Here is a 15242-nt window from a genome sequence, read left to right on the forward strand (position 1 = left end):
TTTTAAAAGTTTTTTTAGTTATTTAGTAATGCACAAATTTAGGTGTTTGTCAAATTAATTTAGATGCGTTTACCCTGCCACAAATATGACTTTTATGAACTCAAGGTTATGACTTTTATGAAGTCAAAATTATGAATATATGAATTGACTTTGAGAGCGGCTTATTTAATAATCTTGGCATCTGAGATTTTACGCGGAGATTTTTTATGGCTTTAAAACCCGATCCGTCAGAACAGCGGCGATTAATTGGCGACAATACATCCGAAGTCGTTACTTTGTCGATCGCAGATGCAACTAATTTTCCTTTGGGAGGTTGGATGCTCGGAGGTGACGATCTAGTCACCGGCTCAACAACTAATGATTTGATATTTGGCAATGAAGGGGAAGATCTTATCAGCGGGGAGTTGGGCAACGATTCTTTATTTGGGGGAAAAGGAATAGATCTACTTGATGGAAATGAGGGAAATGACTCTCTCAGCGGCGGTCAAGATGCAGATTTGCTTACGGGTGATGCGGGAAACGATATTCTCTTGGGCGGTAGAGGCAATGATTTCTTAGCCAGCGGTAACGGAAATGACACTCTGGTGGGAGGTTTGGGTCGCGACTTTTTAGCCGCCTTGAATGAAAATAATTCAATCAAAATCGGGGGCAGCAACTTGTACGTCCTCCAAGCAGAACCCGGAGTTACAGATGTCAATAATGCCGATGCTATTGCCGGTTTCAGAGTAGGTGCCGATCGAATTGGATTGGCAGGCGGTTTGACTGCTAGCGATGTAGACTTGCAATACGTGACAAACGTGACACTCTTATTGGGGTTTGATGCACCAGAAAGTTTCAATCAAGTTTTCGCGCCCGGTGTATTCGATCCTCAACCGATACAGAGTCAAGGCACTCTAATTAAAGTTAGGAATTCCGGCGACATAGTAGGCTTTGTGGCAAATGTAAGTGTGGCTGAGATTCAAGGGAGTATTATCTCTGCTCAGGGATTCTAAGCTGTAGAATGCGCTGCAAAGCCTCCTCCAAAAGCTTAAATCCAAGATTGGACAGAGAAATAGTAATCTGCAACCAGCGGTACAACAATTCTACCGCTCAATCGCTAGCTGCTGTTTCCAATTTCTCTCCAATCCTGGGTTCCGTACCATTTAACAGCCGCTGAATATTGCTCCGATGTCGCACAATTACAAATACGCCGCCCGCAAGTCCAAACAATACATAAGCCAGCGGCTGATGTAAAGCAAACATCAATCCAGGAACGCTAATTGCCCCGATAATCGAACTTAAAGAAACAATTCGCGACACCGCAAATACTATCCCGAAAATTCCGAAAGTTCCCAAACCAACTGGCCAGTACAAACCAAGCAAAACTCCCAAACTCGTAGCCACAGATTTACCGCCGGTAAACCCCAGCCAGATTGATTTGCTGTGCCCCAAAACAGCAGAGAAACCCGCCAAAGTTGCCATCCAAGGGATAACAGTTGCAGTATTTTCTAAACCTGCTGCGGTTGCTAGCTGGCTGGTAAAAGTGAGAGAGTAAATGTAGCGGATTAGGACGATCGCACCTACCCCCTTCAACACATCAACCAACAACACCCCCAACCCCGGCCACTTCCCCAAAGTTCTCAGTACGTTAGTCGCACCCGTCGAGCCCGAACCAACCTCTCGAATATCAATTCCCAGCATCCATTTCCCCAAGGTGTACCCAGTCGGAATCGAGCCCAGCAGATAAGCTGCTATTAACAGTGCGCCATTTAAAATTATCCAGCTAGCCATTTTTTAATTTGAGATTTCGTGTACTTTTAAAATTTGCAACCTTTCCCTTAGCATAATTAGCAATTAGCAATTACTAATTAGCAATTACCAATTACCAATTACCAATTACCCAATCAAAAATCCTTAGCAGCCATCAAAGTTTGCGGATCGGCAGCAAAGGCGAGCCATAACGGAAATTGCAGGATTGACAAACTAATTAAATCCTCAGTTTCATCAATGACAATTAGTGGCAATTTGCCATCTTTAACCAGTCGATCGGCTTTTTGAGCCAAAGCCTCCGCAGACTCAAACATAATAATTCCCCTTTCCGGGCCAAAATCGCTGCGAGTAATGCCCAAACAGTCCTGCAAACCCCGGCGCCACTCTCCCAAACGTTCGGGACTGTTCGCGAGCACCAAAGTCCGCACCCGTCCACCGTAGACGCTTCTGAGTACAGAAATAATTGTCGAAGTAATCAAGATATTTTGCAAGCGCGAACCCATAGTCCGCAAAGCACCCCTTCCTCCTTGGGTGAAAAACCAGTTAGAAACTCGTTCCGCGTGGATGGGTTCAAAAGTGCGGCGAAGTTGCCAAGGCGGGCCGTAGTAGTCGGGGACAGTGCGGTATTGATCGAGGGTGCGGCGAATTTGTTTGGCTTGTTCTTGAAATCCCTGTTCGGCAAATTTGGGATTTACCGGTGCTGAGGATTGAGACTCCTCAGCAGCAGTTCGCTGTGGTGTCTCTTGCACTGGCGGTGTCAAATCTAAGAGTTCGGCGGTAGCGGCCAAATCCTGCAAACTGCCTACTAAATAGTCTTTGAAACCCTGGACTCGAATTGCTAAATCTTGGGAAACGCCGGCAAAAGTGGTTCGCATTTCCTTTTGAATTCGATCGCGCCGGCGTTCTAGTTTTTCTACTTCGATTTGTAGCGCTTGTTTGCGCTGATCTAGTTGAATCAAGCCGTCTTGTACCAAACGCCCGATCGATGCTTGAGCCTGCCCCAACGCTTCTATAGCATTGGCTTTGTCGGCTTCCAAGGCGGCAATTTTTTCAGTCAAAGCTTGTTCTTGCTGCTGCAATTCTTTGACTCTCAGGGCCAACTGTTCGGTAACATTTTCTGGGATGGGCGTTACCGTTTCTGCGGTTGCTGTTGGCTGGGAGTCTGTGGGAAGCTCGATTTGAGCGATCGGACTTTCTGATTCGCCATCGTCGGTGTTGGGCCCAATTTGGGCGAGTGCGCCTGCTTCGTCCACGAATTGGGCGATTTCGGCATCTTCCTCGTCCAGAGGCGGGTCTGTTTCTGCCGGGAGTTGGGCTGGCAGTTCTTTTTCGTCGATCCACAAATCTTGTGTTTGAGATAGAACTTGGTACTCCGTCTCATTCACGGGTAAATCGGCTTCGCCGTCACCGCTTGGGGCGGCTGGTTGTGGTTGCGGTTCTTGGGTTGGAGATTCGTCTGAATTCATGGGAAATTTTGTTCGGCGTAGGGCACGGAAAAGTTAAAAATTAAAAATTAACAACTTTTTTTTTAGTCTTGACGGGGACAGCGCTGTTCTAAGCAGGTCTGTAGCATTTTACGATCGAACAGAACCGGCAGAAAGTGAATGCTGTTAATTTCTTTGAAATAGAACAAAATCGGCACAGCGGGCCAAAATATCCGCCAATTTTGCCATTCTCGGTAAGGAAAGCGGCGGATTAAGTTGGACGATCGATAAATGTCCAAATCGGTTGGGGTAAATTGTAGCCGGATGGTGGCGGCTTGGTACATCAGAAACAAGCCGAACAGCGAAAGTGGCAAACTCGCCCACTTCTGCACGAACAGCAGCGGTAGGGCCGCCAGTACCAGGACTAGGGGAATCGCATAACTCGGGGCGAGTTCGATCGTACTTGTCGGCGCAGTCGAAGAGGCTGTTGTACTCACGGGTTTAAATCAAGGGTAGTAAACTAATGTTGCCAATTATTCATATTTTATCCGTTTCTTAGCTTACAAGCCTTGGAGTACGCTAGAGCCCGTCCCCTGAAACATCAGCCATGTCATCAAAAAGTTAAAAATAAAAATAGCCAGTAAAGCCGTCACCACCGCCGTAGTAGTCGATTGACCGACGCCTTTTGCCCCGCCGGTGGTTGTCAAACCCCAGCTAGTGCCGATTACAGCAATCAAGCCACCGAATACAACAGCCTTAATTGCCGCGCTGCAAATATCCCACAGACTCAGGAAATTGCGGACTGATTCTAAAAACACGCTTTGAGAGATGCCGTACATCGTCGTAGCAATCAGCAGTCCGCCCGCGATGCCGGTGACGAGACACATGATGGTTAAAATTGGCAGCATCAAGCAGCAAGCCAGGACGCGGGGAATTACTAAATAGTCGATCGGGTCTGTTCTGAGCATCAGCAGGGCATCTATCTGTTCTGTTACCTGCATCGTGCCAATTTCCGCTGCAAAAGCCGAACCTACCCGTCCCGTCACGATTACGGCTGTTAAAACGGGACCGAGTTCGCGCGTCAAAGACAAAGCCAAAACGCCACCGACGACATTGCCGGCACCGAGGTTAATAAACTCCCTCGCTACCTGAATAGTAAATACCATGCCGACAAAACCCGCAGTCAGCAAAGCAATCAGCAGAGATTCCGGGCCGACTGCTGCCATTTGGTCGAGGGTGTTGCGGCGGTGAATTTTGCCCTTCAGCAAGTGCAGCATGACTTGGCCGCCCAATAAAGCTGCTGCCAGCAACCGCTGACTCCACAAACTGAGGCTCGAAGATGTAGTGGTGCTCAAGGGGATTTCGAGTATAGAACAACTGCCAAAAATGAAATCTATCTACAAATCTTAAACAAGTTTTTTCTATAACATTTAAGATTTCTGACAGAACCGGCCACTGAGGGCGATCGCTGCCTATCGTAGAAAAGGACAAGTTTTGTTTGCTTGTACCTTTCGGCAGTTTAGCTGAATTTACTGACTCTTATGAGCATTTTTCCCAATTTTCTTCGCTCTGTACTGCTGACGGGCCTGTTGAGCTTTGTCGCCCCCTTATTGTTAATCGGCGGGGGATTGACTAGCTTTTCGCTGATCGGCTTCGTGCCTGCTCTCCAAGGAGTTGGTCGTTCTGGAGAAGACCTGATTTTGCAGTTCTTAGCTACTTTCGGCAGTGGCTGTCCCCTCCAGGGTTTTTTCGTAATCGGTCTAACTTTTAGTTTGGTTGGTGCTTTGTTTGATACCTACGCTTCTTATCAGCATTCGCGGTGGAGTTAATCGAACCTTCGATTTTAGATTTTAGATGGGAATTCCTGGCTCGAATCTAAAATCTAAAATTGCTGGGTTCGGGTTGGATCGGATACCCGTACCTGGGATGATTTTACAAGACCTATCGCGAATGTTCGGAAATGCGATCGGCCTTTTTGCGGAAAACCGAATTCCCCAGTTTCGGGAGCTGGAATATATTAAATACAAGTTGAGTCAAGTGTTTCTCAACCCCTAAAAACTTCAGAAAAAACTTCAGATAGTCGAGGTATTAGTTATGGCACTTATTCGTTGGGAACCTTTGCGGGAAATGGACTCCTTGCAACGAGAAATGAATCGGTTGTTTGATAGCTTGACACCGGCAACCGATCGCGCATCTAACGGTGTTGCTTTTGTACCCCCCGCCGAACTCGATGAAACTCCCGAATCCATCCACCTTAAGTTAGAAATTCCGGGCATGGAAGCTCAGGATTTAGACGTACAAGTCACAGCCGAAGCGGTTGCTATCAGCGGCGAACGGCGATCGGAAACTAAGACAGAAGAGAAAGGCATGACTCGCTCTGAGTTCCGCTACGGTTCGTTCCGCCGGGTGATTCCCCTACCCGCACGGGTGCAAAATGACAGCGTAGAAGCTGAGTACAAAAATGGAGTTTTGCACCTGACTTTGCCTAAAGCGGAAGCGGAAAAGAACCGCGTGGTGAAAGTGCAAATCGGCGGCTAATAATTGTTTGCTACTTTAGTTAGTTGATTAATAGGGGTCACACTGCGCCCCTATTTTTTTTTAATTGATTATTGGTCATTGGGAATTTCTGCTTCCTCCCCTTCTCCAACTGTGCTAAACTAGAAAAGGCAATGGTTTGTGAGGAGACTTGCGTGCCGAGTCAGGGAGTTGGAGGCAATGGAATTGCATCGGAATTTGGAGACTTAACCGGAATGAATCGTCAAGAAGTTAATGACTTTTTGCGCGGGCTGGGTGCAGAAATCAGAACTACTGAAGGGGGTTATATTGAATACGAATTTGCCGATCGTTCGCGAGTCAATATCCGTCCTGATGGTGAAGTTGTACGCACCCCAGCTCCCAGATACGGTTCAGATGGCCGAAAAATAAACAAAGGTTTGCGTCTTGACAAAGATGGCAGCTTGGTCAAAACACGCGATGAATTTGGCAATAAGATTCCTGGGACGCACAATACTGGAGAAAAAGTGAGTAATTAATATGCCCGATGACTACAACTTGCTTAATTTAGGTGGACTTACATCCCTGATCACAAATGTCAATGTGTCTTTGTGGGGGAATGAAATTTTATTTGAATGTATTTACGATCCGACAGGCGATCGATTGCCTTATAGCATAGTATTTCATGACTGCCGAGACATCAGTTGGGAGGTGTTCCATCCTGAAGATGTCAAAGATCCTGAAGCTGATTTAATTGGCATTCATTTAGGTGAGGACGCGCACCGTAAATCAGCTTTAATTCATACAGATATTTTTGAAATTTCAATTTTGTACGGCAGTTTTAGCATTCACAAGGGAGAAAAATTAAATTCTGAAGATTTAGAAACAGAGGTTTTGGTATCACAAGCGCAAGCAGTCGTTTAGTAATTTCGATTTGAGCTGTGAGATTTTAGATAAAAGAATTGGGAATGAGTTGATAAACAGAGGTTTTGGTATCACAAGGGTATTGCGTAGCTACTTGCCAAAGGTAATGTGCTAAACTAGAAAAGGCAATGGTTTGTGAGGAGACTTGCGTGCCCAGTCAGGGAGTTGGAGGCAATGGAATTGCATCGGAATTTGGAGACTTAACCGGAATGACTCGCCAAGAAGTCGATGATTTTTTGCGCGGATTGGGTGCAGAAATCAGAACTACTAGAGATGGTTATGTTGCATATAAATTTTTTGATAAGTCAACAGTAATGCTCCGTCCTAACGGTGAAGTGATTAGAACGCCTGCACCGAAATATGGATCAGATGGAAGAAATCTCAACAAAGGTTTCCGTCTCGATAGAGATGGTAATTTATTGCGGACGAGAGACGAATTTGGTAATTTAATTCCAGGTACTCACAATACGGGAGAAAAATTAAATGAGTGATTGGAAGGATGACTATAACTTGCTTGGATTGGGTGGTTTTACATCTTTAATCACAAAAGTCAACCTATCTTTATGGGGAAACGAAGTATTAATTGAATGCGTCTACAATCCAGAAGAAAGATTGCCTTATATGCTAGCCTTCAAAGACTGTCGCGATATCCGTTGGACTGTACACGATGAAGAGGCAGTTAGCGAACTGGAAGCTGAATTCTTCGGAATTTCTTTGGGCGATGCCGAACACCGCAAGCCTGCGGTGATTACTACAGACATTTTTGAAATTTCAATTTTGTACGGCAGTTTTAGCATTCACAAGGGAGAAAACCTAAATGCTGAAGTAGCAGATTTAGAAACAGAGGTTTTGGTATCACAATCGCCAGCAGTCTTGTAGCAATTGAAAAGCACCGCGCCGTTAAATTGCCAAGCGGTTAGTAATATTATATCTGGTAAAATAACTATTACAGGACTTACTCACTCCGACTCCTCGAAACAGGGCTTTTTACCTAATCTGCGAGTTTTAACGCGTCTTTTCGTAAAGAACCCGGTTTCGGGGCCCCCATCTGTAAGTCCTATATTATTAGGTTTGTAGTGAGGGCTGAAGTCCTCATCAAAAATCTGAGGATTGAAGTCTTCACTACAAAAGAATTACCAATTTTTCAAAAAAGACAGTAGGTATTGTTGCCCGCCTCAGTTTACGATACTTAATAGAACTTTTTTCCCAGATGAGGTAAAACACAATGCCTGATATTGTTGATATTGCCGTAGGTGCGGGTTCGTTTCAAACCCTGGTAACGGCGGTGCAAGTAGCTAATTTAGTAGACGCGCTCAAAAGTCCGGGCCCTTTCACTGTCTTTGCACCCAATGACGATGCTTTTGCCAAATTGCCGCCAGGAACTATCACAACCTTAGTGCAGAACGTTCCCCAACTGACCAGGATTTTGATGTTTCACGTCGTATCGGGGAAGTTTATGAAGGCTGATTTGGCAAAAGTCGGTTTTGTTACTTCCTTAGAAGGTTCGCCGATTAAAATTGATTGTTCTGACGGTTTTGAGGTGAAAAATGCTACAGTTGTCACTGCGGATATCGAAGCTGATAACGGCGTCATCCACGTCATCGATAACGTGATTTTAATGGGGTAGTTTCACCGTCCATCGATTTTCGATTTTCGATTTTCGATTTTCGATTGACTCTAGAGATGAATTTGATGGTTTGAACTTTGGTCGAAAATTTTTTGAGTTCGATCGCCCAAGTCGGAGCTTGCATTTGTGTTTGGGTGTGAGCTTAAATTTCTGTCGCAGCGGGAGCGAGAGCTTGCATCGAGCAGTGTCTCTTTGCTCCCGATCGCGTCATTGTTTTTTAGCGATTGAAGGTAATATAAATATAAAACCGTTGTCTTTTCGCCGGATGTATTTTAAGATGATTGTTTGCCAAAGTTTTAAAATCAATAATTATAATATAAGCAAACCAGTTTGGTGAGCACTATGCAAATCCTAGCCGCCAGCCTCAAAGCAAAAGTCCGCCAGCGTACCTTGGAACTGCAAGTTCTCAACGAACTTACTGCAAAAGTTCAAGCCGCTCTCAGTGCTGATGAAATTTGGTCTGCGTGTCTGGCATATCTCGATCGCCTGATTCCGACAGAGGCGATCGCAATTTTGACGCCACCGGACGATCGACTATACCTGCAACACTTACAGCCGTTAAGTGCTAGTACCCGATCCGAAATTGAAGGGCGCTTGCAAGCTGCTCGCGTTGAATGGCTCGCTGGAAATCGGGACTGGGCGCACAACATCGCTCTGCCACCAATTGCTCAATTTCAGTCGGTCTTGATGGCACCGGCTAACCAGGATGAAAGTGAAGAATTGTTGGGAGTATTTTTCATTGGTGCAGAGCAGGCAACTGCTTTTAATTTGGAACACCTTTGTTTGCTCCACACAGTTGCTCAAATTTGTGCCAAATCGTTAATTATTTTAGCAGCTAAAACGACTACTGTCAAGGGAAAAGCTCAAAATAATTTTGATCGGGATTCGGAAAGTCAAGAACTATTGTTGCGGGCTGTAATGGACGGTGCGCCGGACAGAGTTTTTGCAAAAGATAGAAACTTTAGATACATTTTGGTAAATCAAAGTTTTGCGGCATATTTGGGGAAAAATGTTGAGGAAATTATCGGCAAAGATGATATTGAATTAGGGTTTTCAGCCGAATTAGTATTTGGCGATCGCAACAGCCCACTTAGGGGCATCCGCGAGGACGATCGAGCTGTGCTGGCGGGGGAGAAGGTTCGCAATCCCTACCAGGCGATCGCCTTTGAAGGCGACAAACAGCACATCTTTGACACGCAAAAACTGCCGCTGTGCGATGCGGAGGGCAATATATTTGCGGTTTTGGGTTTTTCTCGGGAGATTGCTCAATTGCAGGCCACAGATGAAGCCAGGAATGAAAGCCAAGCCAAACTGCAAAAAATTACTGCTAGCGTACCGGGTACGGTATATCAAATTGACTTGCATCCAGACGGCTCGATGGCCTTCTCGTTTGTGAGCGCGGGCTGCCGAGAATTGTATGAAATAGAACCAGAGGCTGCTCAGCAGAATTTTAATGTAATTATTGACATGATTCATTCCGAAGATCGAGATGATTTTCTCAACTCGGTGACGCTTTCTGCTGAAAATTTGCAGCCTTGGCGGTGGGAAGGAAGAATTGTCACTCCGTCGGGAAAACTTAAATGGGTGCAAGGAGCTTCCCAGCCAGAATTCCAAGCATCGGGGGAGATAGTTTACTACGGCTTGTTCACGGATATTAGCGCCCGGAAACAAGCTGAACTGAAGCTGCAACTTTATCAACAAATCTTTTTGAAATCCAACGATGCGATCGCGATCTTAGACGCCCAAGGCTATTACTTAGAAACAAATCAAGCTCACACGGCTTTGCTGGGTTACAGTACATCGAAATTGTGGGGGAAAACCCCGGCAAATCACATGGGAGAACAGGTATTTGCCTCGGTAATGCAAAGCTTGGCAGAAACAGGGAGTTATCGAGGCGAAATGACCTGTATTAAGGCTGTGGAAGAAGGAACAGTTGAGGTGGAGGTTTCGGCCTTTGCGGTTTTAAATGATGCTGGGGATGTAGTTTGCTACGTAAATGTCAAAAGGGACATCAGCGAACGTAAGCGAGCTGAGGAAAAATTAAAACTTTACCGAGAAATATTTTTAAATTCCAACGATGCGATCGTCATTATTGATGCTGACGGGTTTTTCCTCGAACAAAATCTTGCTCACCAAACGCTTCTAGGATACACAGACGCGGAATTAGATGCAGAAGCTTCGCCGCTGGTTGCGGGGGAGCGCTTTTCGGCAATTGCTCAAAGTTTAGCGAAAACAGGAAGTTTTCGGGGCGAAATTACTAACTGCACTAAAAAAGGCCAGACGCTGGCGATCGACGTTGCGGCATACTCTGTGATTAACAACGCCGATGATGTAATTTGTCATGTCTGCGTCAAGCGTGACATTACCGAACGCAAAAAAGGAGAAGAAGAACGGCAAAAATTTGTGTCGCTGATTGAAAACAGCAGCGATTTTATCGGTATGGCTACCCTGAAAGGCAAAACACTGTTTGTCAATGAAGCCGGACGAAAACTGGTGGGCGTAGAGAATCTTTCGGCAGTGCTTTATACGGAGATATGGGATTATATTGGGTTCTATTTTCAACAGAAATTCAGTCAAGAAATTTTACCAACAATTATCAGTAATGGCCAGTGGCAAGGCGAAGGTCAAATGCAGCACTTGGGCAACGGACAACCCATTGATGTTGTGATGAATGCTTTTCTGGTCAAGCACCCTCAAACCACCGAACCGCTGTGCTTTGCTGCGGTAATTCGCGATGTCACCGAACGCAAGCAAGCTGAGAGAATGCTGCGCGAACAAGCAGAACAAGAACGACTGGTTTCGGCGATCGCCCAGCGAGTCCGGCAGTCTCTAAACCTCACTCAAACTCTGAGCACTGCTGTACATGAAGTGCGGCAGTTGTTGGCAACTGACCGCACGGTAATTTATCGTTTTGATTCCGAGGAAACAGCGATTGTTGTTGTGGAATCTGTAGGGGATGATTGGATGCCCCTGCTGGGCAGAAAAGTTCAAAGAACCTCTTTTGGGGAAAGTTATGTATGGCTGTACAGTGCAGAAACCATTCAAGCAATGGCAGATATTTATACGGCAAATTTGAGCGAGGAACACCGAGATTTACTTGCTAGTTTGCAGGTAAGGGCTAATGTAGTTGTACCAATTTTTATAGGCGATGAAAGTCAGGGGTTGGCAACAGAATACTCACCGGAAACTCAAATTGAACTGCCGGGAAGGAGTTTGGAAACGAGTCAACATCGGTTGTGGGGATTGCTGATTGCCCATCAGTGCAGCGCTCCGCGTGTTTGGACTAATTCTGAGATGGATTTGCTGGGAAGGTTGAGCGTGCAGTTGGCGATCGCCATTCAGCAATCTACTCTTTTTGAACAAGCGCAGCAGGCCCGAGAAGCAGCCCTAGAAGCGTCTCGAATGAAGTCGCTATTTTTAGCAAATATGAGTCACGAAATCCGTACTCCGATGAATGGAGTGATGGGGATGACTGATTTGCTGCTGAAAACGAATCTTACTCCCGAACAGATTGACTTTGTACAGACGCTGAAACTCAGCGGTCAAAATTTACTCTCCATCATTAACGATATTCTGGATCTCTCCAAACTGGAAGCCGGAGAAATGCGCTTAGAAATACTAGAATTTAACCTCAGTATCTGTGTGAATGAAGTGCTGGATTTGTTGGCAACTCCCGCACAAGAAAAAGGTATAGAAGTGGTGGCACTGATTGACAGCGACGTGCCGCTGCAAATTAAAGGTGATGCAGCGCGGTTGCGGCAAATACTAACTAATTTGATCAACAATGCTATTAAGTTTACAGAAGCAGGAGAAGTGGTAATAGAGGTTGCTAATGCTAGTAATCCTGGGGTGTTGGCAGCCAGTGATAATCAGAAAATTTTAGAGAATATCGAACCGTTAAAAATAGAAAACAATGACTCGATGATCCTGCTATTTAAAGTGACAGATACAGGAATTGGGATTGCTCCCGAAGACAAAAGAAAGCTGTTTCAATCTTTTACTCAAGTTGATGCCTCTACGACACGAAAATACGGTGGCACAGGTTTGGGGCTGGCTATTTCTAAGGAGTTGGTGGAGTTAATGGGGGGGCAAATCGGTGTGGAAAGTACCCCTGGCAAAGGCTCAACTTTTTGGTTTACTGTGCCGACAGTTACGGAAAATTTAACTGCTGTCGGCACAGCGTGCGAAGTGAATTTTGAAACTGTGCTGGCGGGGCGAAAAATGTTAGTTGCCAGCGACAAGCCGACAGTGCGAAAAGTGCTAGTGAGAATGGCTGTTTTGTGGGGAATGGAGGTTGAGGAGGTTGAGAACGGTTGGATGACGATCGCATCTCTGTACAAAGCTGTCAGCCTTAATTCCCCTTACGATATCGTTTTGGTTGATATTCAGTTGCCGGAAATGGTGGCGGGAAGTCTCGAACGCTTGAGGATTTCTGAGCCGGCAATGCAGCAGACAAAGTGGGTGGTGCTGACTTCAATGAATCAGCTTGCAGAGGCGAAACGCTTGGTAGATAGCGGTTTTAGCGGGTATTTAACTAAACCTGTTAAAGCTCACCGACTATTTGATTGCTTGGCGAATGCGATCGCCCCGATGACGCTGATTGATGAGCCGCTGGCAAATTCAACTTCCAATCGATCCTCAGCTATTGACAACCGAGAGTTAGGAAGTTTAAAGATTTTGTTAGTTGAAGATACTCCAATCAATCAAAAAGTTGGTCTCAATCAACTCAGAGTTTTGGGATGCACTGCGGATGTCGCGAATAACGGTGCAGAGGCGTTATCTATGGTTGCTCGGAAAAAGTATGACATTGTGTTGATGGACTGTCAGATGCCGGTTTTGGACGGTTACGAAGCAACGCTGGAATTGCGCCGCCGGGAAGCGGCAGATGTTGCTGCTGGGAAGATGAAGCCGCATCAAAAGACGGTGGTGATTGCGATGACGGCGAATGCTTTGAAGGGCGATCGGGAAAAGTGTCTGGCGGCGGGCATGGATGATTATATTAGCAAACCTATTGCGATCGAAAAGTTAAAATCGGTACTAGCAAATTGGTCTGCCAAGCTAAAAATTGAAACTCCCAAGTTTAATGGGGAGGAACTTCAAAATTCTGATCCCGATATCGAATCGGTAGTCGATATGGCACGTTTGCACGAAATTGCGGGCGCTGATGTAGAGTTTGAGCGGGAAATACTGCAAACTTTTGTGGTGGATACTGCTAGTTATTTAGAAGCTGCTAAGGAGGCGATCGCCTCGGGAGATATGGAGACACTCGCCCGCCACGCTCATCAAATTAAAGGTGTCAGCGCTACGGCGGCGGTGCGGTTAATGCCCGATATGGCAGATCAACTTCAAAGTCTGGCCGAATCAAATGATTTGCAGGGGGTTACAAAAATCATTGCTGAATTAGAAATAATTCTGGCGAGGGTTGAAAAGTTGGTGGCTAGTGAGTAAGCTGGAGGCATCCTAAGTGCAGCCAAATTAAATAATAGGGTTTTAAATGTTCAGCCCGCCCAAAATAAAATACTTGGCGGGCTGCGAGTGCTATTTTGCTTTGTCTGGTGTTCTGAGAAAATATTGATACCCCCTATCACATCTCAGAACATGAACCATTTTACTAAACTGTCGCGCCGAAAAATGCTGCTAATGTTGGGTGCAAGCTTTTTAGGGCGATTTTCTCAAAAGGCTTCTCTGGTTTGAAATATTTTTAAGGCCAAATAATCGACCTCGTTGCCATACATAAAAAAAGAAAAGTAACAATATCAATCTCGCAAACCTCAAACCCTTATCATGTCTAGGTTTCTAGATTAAGGGGTTAATTTAATGACTAATTTCACAGCAGATGTTATAGTCAAAATTATGTTTTTATCAACTACTCCCTCGCTAGACTTTTGAACGAAGGATAGCGGGCTTTTTTTGCCTTTACGGATGAGTCTAAAAAGTATGCCGTAGCGCTTAAACTTACGCCCCTCTATTCGACTGTCTAGCTTTTGGAAGTTGGGGCGAATTTTGCAACAACGACATATCAGGCATTTTGGAACTCAAAACAGCCCTAACAATCTAGCTTTTGAGACAGAAGCTAGAAAGTTGAGGATCGGAGTTGGATCAGAGCTAGGTTAAAAAATCGAGTGTCAAGTGTTCTGAGAAAATATTGATACCCCTCTCCCTCCCAAAAAGATGGCCACCTACCTTAACCTGTCTACTCTTGCCAAAACAACAGCATTTGCGATCGCACTTCTAACTTGCCAGAGCTGCCTGGTCGTACCTGTATCAGTGCCGTCCCCAACTCCAGTAACTCTGGAAGACATTTTGAACGACGCAATCCAAGAAACTCCGCTTGATATAGGTTTGGGAAAAACTTGCTACGCAGACGCACTAACTAAAAGCGAAGGAGAAAAAGTCACTGCAAGTTCTGACAGTCTGGAAACCGCAGCAGACAAATTAGCCACAGCGGGAAAACATAAGGAAGCTATCCGAAAGTACAACGAGGCAGCGGCTGCCGCAATGAATGAGGCGGTTGCAGATGGAAGTATTGAAAACATGGAAATTGACGCTTTCCTCTATAAGAAAGATGAAACCGAGGCTTTTAAAGAGGAACACCGCCCAATCATCCAAAAATCAGCAGAATCTAATTTCAAGATTGGCAGCAGCTACGCACGAATTGGGGAGTACGAAAAAGCAATTGACTGTTTTAACGGAACCTTAAAAGTTGGCATACTCCCGCCCAACGACGCGATCGCCTATTTGAATCGTGGCGATGCTCATGAACGGATGGGAGCTAGGGACAAAGCTATAGCTGACTTCCAGCAGGCCGCTAATCTTTTCAAAAAACACAAATTGCCATCCTACGAAAAGCTTGCTCAGAAGCGACTGCAGGCTGCTACCAAAAAATAGGAACAGCTCCAGCTAGGTCAGGATATGTGACTTTTCCGACCTAGGATCGGCAGCATCGCCGAAATTTCCCCCTGTAAGAACCCAAAAACCCGAACTGCCACATAGGCTATCCGGGCTTTTCCCTTATTTGTGGTGGA

At 45.5% G+C, this 15242-nt stretch carries 14 protein-coding genes; 10 read left to right on the forward strand and 4 right to left on the reverse strand.

The features are described from left to right. The first annotated feature begins 206 nt into the window (after positions 1-206). Positions 207-992, forward strand: a complete 786-nt coding sequence (locus QUB44_RS07025) for a calcium-binding protein (protein ID WP_333364786.1) — start codon at positions 207-209, stop codon at positions 990-992. 97 nt (positions 993-1089) lie between these two features. Here the strand turns inward: QUB44_RS07025 and plsY are convergent, their stop codons facing one another. From plsY to QUB44_RS07045, 4 genes are all read right to left on the reverse strand, one after another. Further along, complete coding sequence (gene plsY, locus QUB44_RS07030; RefSeq protein WP_333364789.1) at positions 1090-1770, reverse strand: glycerol-3-phosphate 1-O-acyltransferase PlsY; 681 nt, start codon at positions 1768-1770, stop codon at positions 1090-1092. A 113-nt stretch (positions 1771-1883) separates the two neighbouring features. Continuing rightward, positions 1884-3215, reverse strand: coding sequence for a DUF3086 domain-containing protein (locus QUB44_RS07035; RefSeq protein ID WP_333364792.1), 1332 nt, complete (start codon positions 3213-3215; stop codon positions 1884-1886). A gap of 62 nt (positions 3216-3277) precedes the next feature. Beyond that, a complete protein-coding gene (locus QUB44_RS07040; protein ID WP_190734358.1) occupies positions 3278-3670 on the reverse strand; it encodes a DUF3119 family protein in 393 nt (130 codons plus the stop codon). Positions 3671-3733: 63 nt separating this feature from the next. Further along, positions 3734-4528 (reverse strand): MlaE family lipid ABC transporter permease subunit, encoded by a 795-nt coding sequence (locus tag QUB44_RS07045; RefSeq protein WP_333364795.1) that lies wholly within the window; start codon positions 4526-4528, stop codon positions 3734-3736. Between the two features lie 186 nt (positions 4529-4714). On the opposite strand from QUB44_RS07045, the gene QUB44_RS07050 reads away from it, so the two are divergent. From QUB44_RS07050 to QUB44_RS07090, 9 genes are all read left to right on the forward strand, one after another. Next, positions 4715-5002 (forward strand): hypothetical protein, encoded by a 288-nt coding sequence (locus tag QUB44_RS07050; RefSeq protein WP_333364798.1) that lies wholly within the window; start codon positions 4715-4717, stop codon positions 5000-5002. A 265-nt stretch (positions 5003-5267) separates the two neighbouring features. Then, on the forward strand, positions 5268-5711 hold the full coding sequence (locus QUB44_RS07055; RefSeq protein WP_333364802.1) for an Hsp20/alpha crystallin family protein: 444 nt from the start codon (positions 5268-5270) through the stop codon (positions 5709-5711). Between the two features lie 131 nt (positions 5712-5842). After that, entirely contained in the window at positions 5843-6205 is a 363-nt protein-coding gene (locus QUB44_RS07060) for a hypothetical protein (RefSeq protein ID WP_333364805.1), read from the forward strand. A gap of 1 nt (position 6206) precedes the next feature. Next, complete coding sequence (locus tag QUB44_RS07065) at positions 6207-6590, forward strand: hypothetical protein (RefSeq protein WP_333364808.1); 384 nt, start codon at positions 6207-6209, stop codon at positions 6588-6590. A gap of 128 nt (positions 6591-6718) precedes the next feature. Then, positions 6719-7081, forward strand: coding sequence for a hypothetical protein (locus tag QUB44_RS07070; RefSeq protein WP_333364811.1), 363 nt, complete (start codon positions 6719-6721; stop codon positions 7079-7081). Further along, positions 7074-7469: a hypothetical protein gene (locus QUB44_RS07075; RefSeq protein WP_333364813.1), complete on the forward strand. Its 396-nt coding sequence runs from the start codon at positions 7074-7076 to the stop codon at positions 7467-7469. Before QUB44_RS07070 ends, QUB44_RS07075 begins: the two co-directional genes overlap by 8 nt. 346 nt (positions 7470-7815) lie before the next feature. Beyond that, the gene (locus tag QUB44_RS07080; protein WP_333364815.1) at positions 7816-8217 is read left to right on the forward strand and encodes a fasciclin domain-containing protein; all 402 of its coding nucleotides are present in this window, start codon (positions 7816-7818) and stop codon (positions 8215-8217) included. A gap of 342 nt (positions 8218-8559) precedes the next feature. Next, positions 8560-13665, forward strand: a complete 5106-nt coding sequence (locus QUB44_RS07085) for a PAS domain S-box protein (protein ID WP_333364995.1) — start codon at positions 8560-8562, stop codon at positions 13663-13665. A 723-nt stretch (positions 13666-14388) separates the two neighbouring features. Next, positions 14389-15105 carry a tetratricopeptide repeat protein gene (locus tag QUB44_RS07090; protein ID WP_333364818.1) on the forward strand — a complete coding sequence of 239 codons (717 nt, stop codon included), beginning with the start codon at positions 14389-14391 and terminating at the stop codon, positions 15103-15105. Positions 15106-15242 lie beyond the last annotated feature (137 nt).

Source organism: Microcoleus sp. AT3-D2 (assembly GCF_036705715.1).
GTDB lineage: Bacteria > Cyanobacteriota > Cyanobacteriia > Cyanobacteriales > Microcoleaceae > Microcoleus.

What these genes read in the sequence shown, in the direction of transcription:
- QUB44_RS07070 (WP_333364811.1), top strand. Translation starts at nt 6,719, where the DNA reads ATGGTTTGTGAGGAGACTTGCGTGCCCAGTCAGGGAGTTGGAGGCAAT.
- QUB44_RS07090 (WP_333364818.1), top strand. Translation starts at nt 14,389, where the DNA reads ATGGCCACCTACCTTAACCTGTCTACTCTTGCCAAAACAACAGCATTT.
- QUB44_RS07065 (WP_333364808.1), top strand. Translation starts at nt 6,207, where the DNA reads ATGCCCGATGACTACAACTTGCTTAATTTAGGTGGACTTACATCCCTG.
- QUB44_RS07080 (WP_333364815.1), top strand. Translation starts at nt 7,816, where the DNA reads ATGCCTGATATTGTTGATATTGCCGTAGGTGCGGGTTCGTTTCAAACC.
- QUB44_RS07075 (WP_333364813.1), top strand. Translation starts at nt 7,074, where the DNA reads ATGAGTGATTGGAAGGATGACTATAACTTGCTTGGATTGGGTGGTTTT.
- QUB44_RS07050 (WP_333364798.1), top strand. Translation starts at nt 4,715, where the DNA reads ATGAGCATTTTTCCCAATTTTCTTCGCTCTGTACTGCTGACGGGCCTG.
- QUB44_RS07055 (WP_333364802.1), top strand. Translation starts at nt 5,268, where the DNA reads ATGGCACTTATTCGTTGGGAACCTTTGCGGGAAATGGACTCCTTGCAA.
- QUB44_RS07035 (WP_333364792.1), bottom strand. Translation starts at nt 3,215, where the DNA reads ATGAATTCAGACGAATCTCCAACCCAAGAACCGCAACCACAACCAGCC.
- QUB44_RS07025 (WP_333364786.1), top strand. Translation starts at nt 207, where the DNA reads ATGGCTTTAAAACCCGATCCGTCAGAACAGCGGCGATTAATTGGCGAC.
- QUB44_RS07085 (WP_333364995.1), top strand. Translation starts at nt 8,560, where the DNA reads ATGCAAATCCTAGCCGCCAGCCTCAAAGCAAAAGTCCGCCAGCGTACC.
- QUB44_RS07060 (WP_333364805.1), top strand. Translation starts at nt 5,843, where the DNA reads ATGGTTTGTGAGGAGACTTGCGTGCCGAGTCAGGGAGTTGGAGGCAAT.
- plsY (WP_333364789.1), bottom strand. Translation starts at nt 1,770, where the DNA reads ATGGCTAGCTGGATAATTTTAAATGGCGCACTGTTAATAGCAGCTTAT.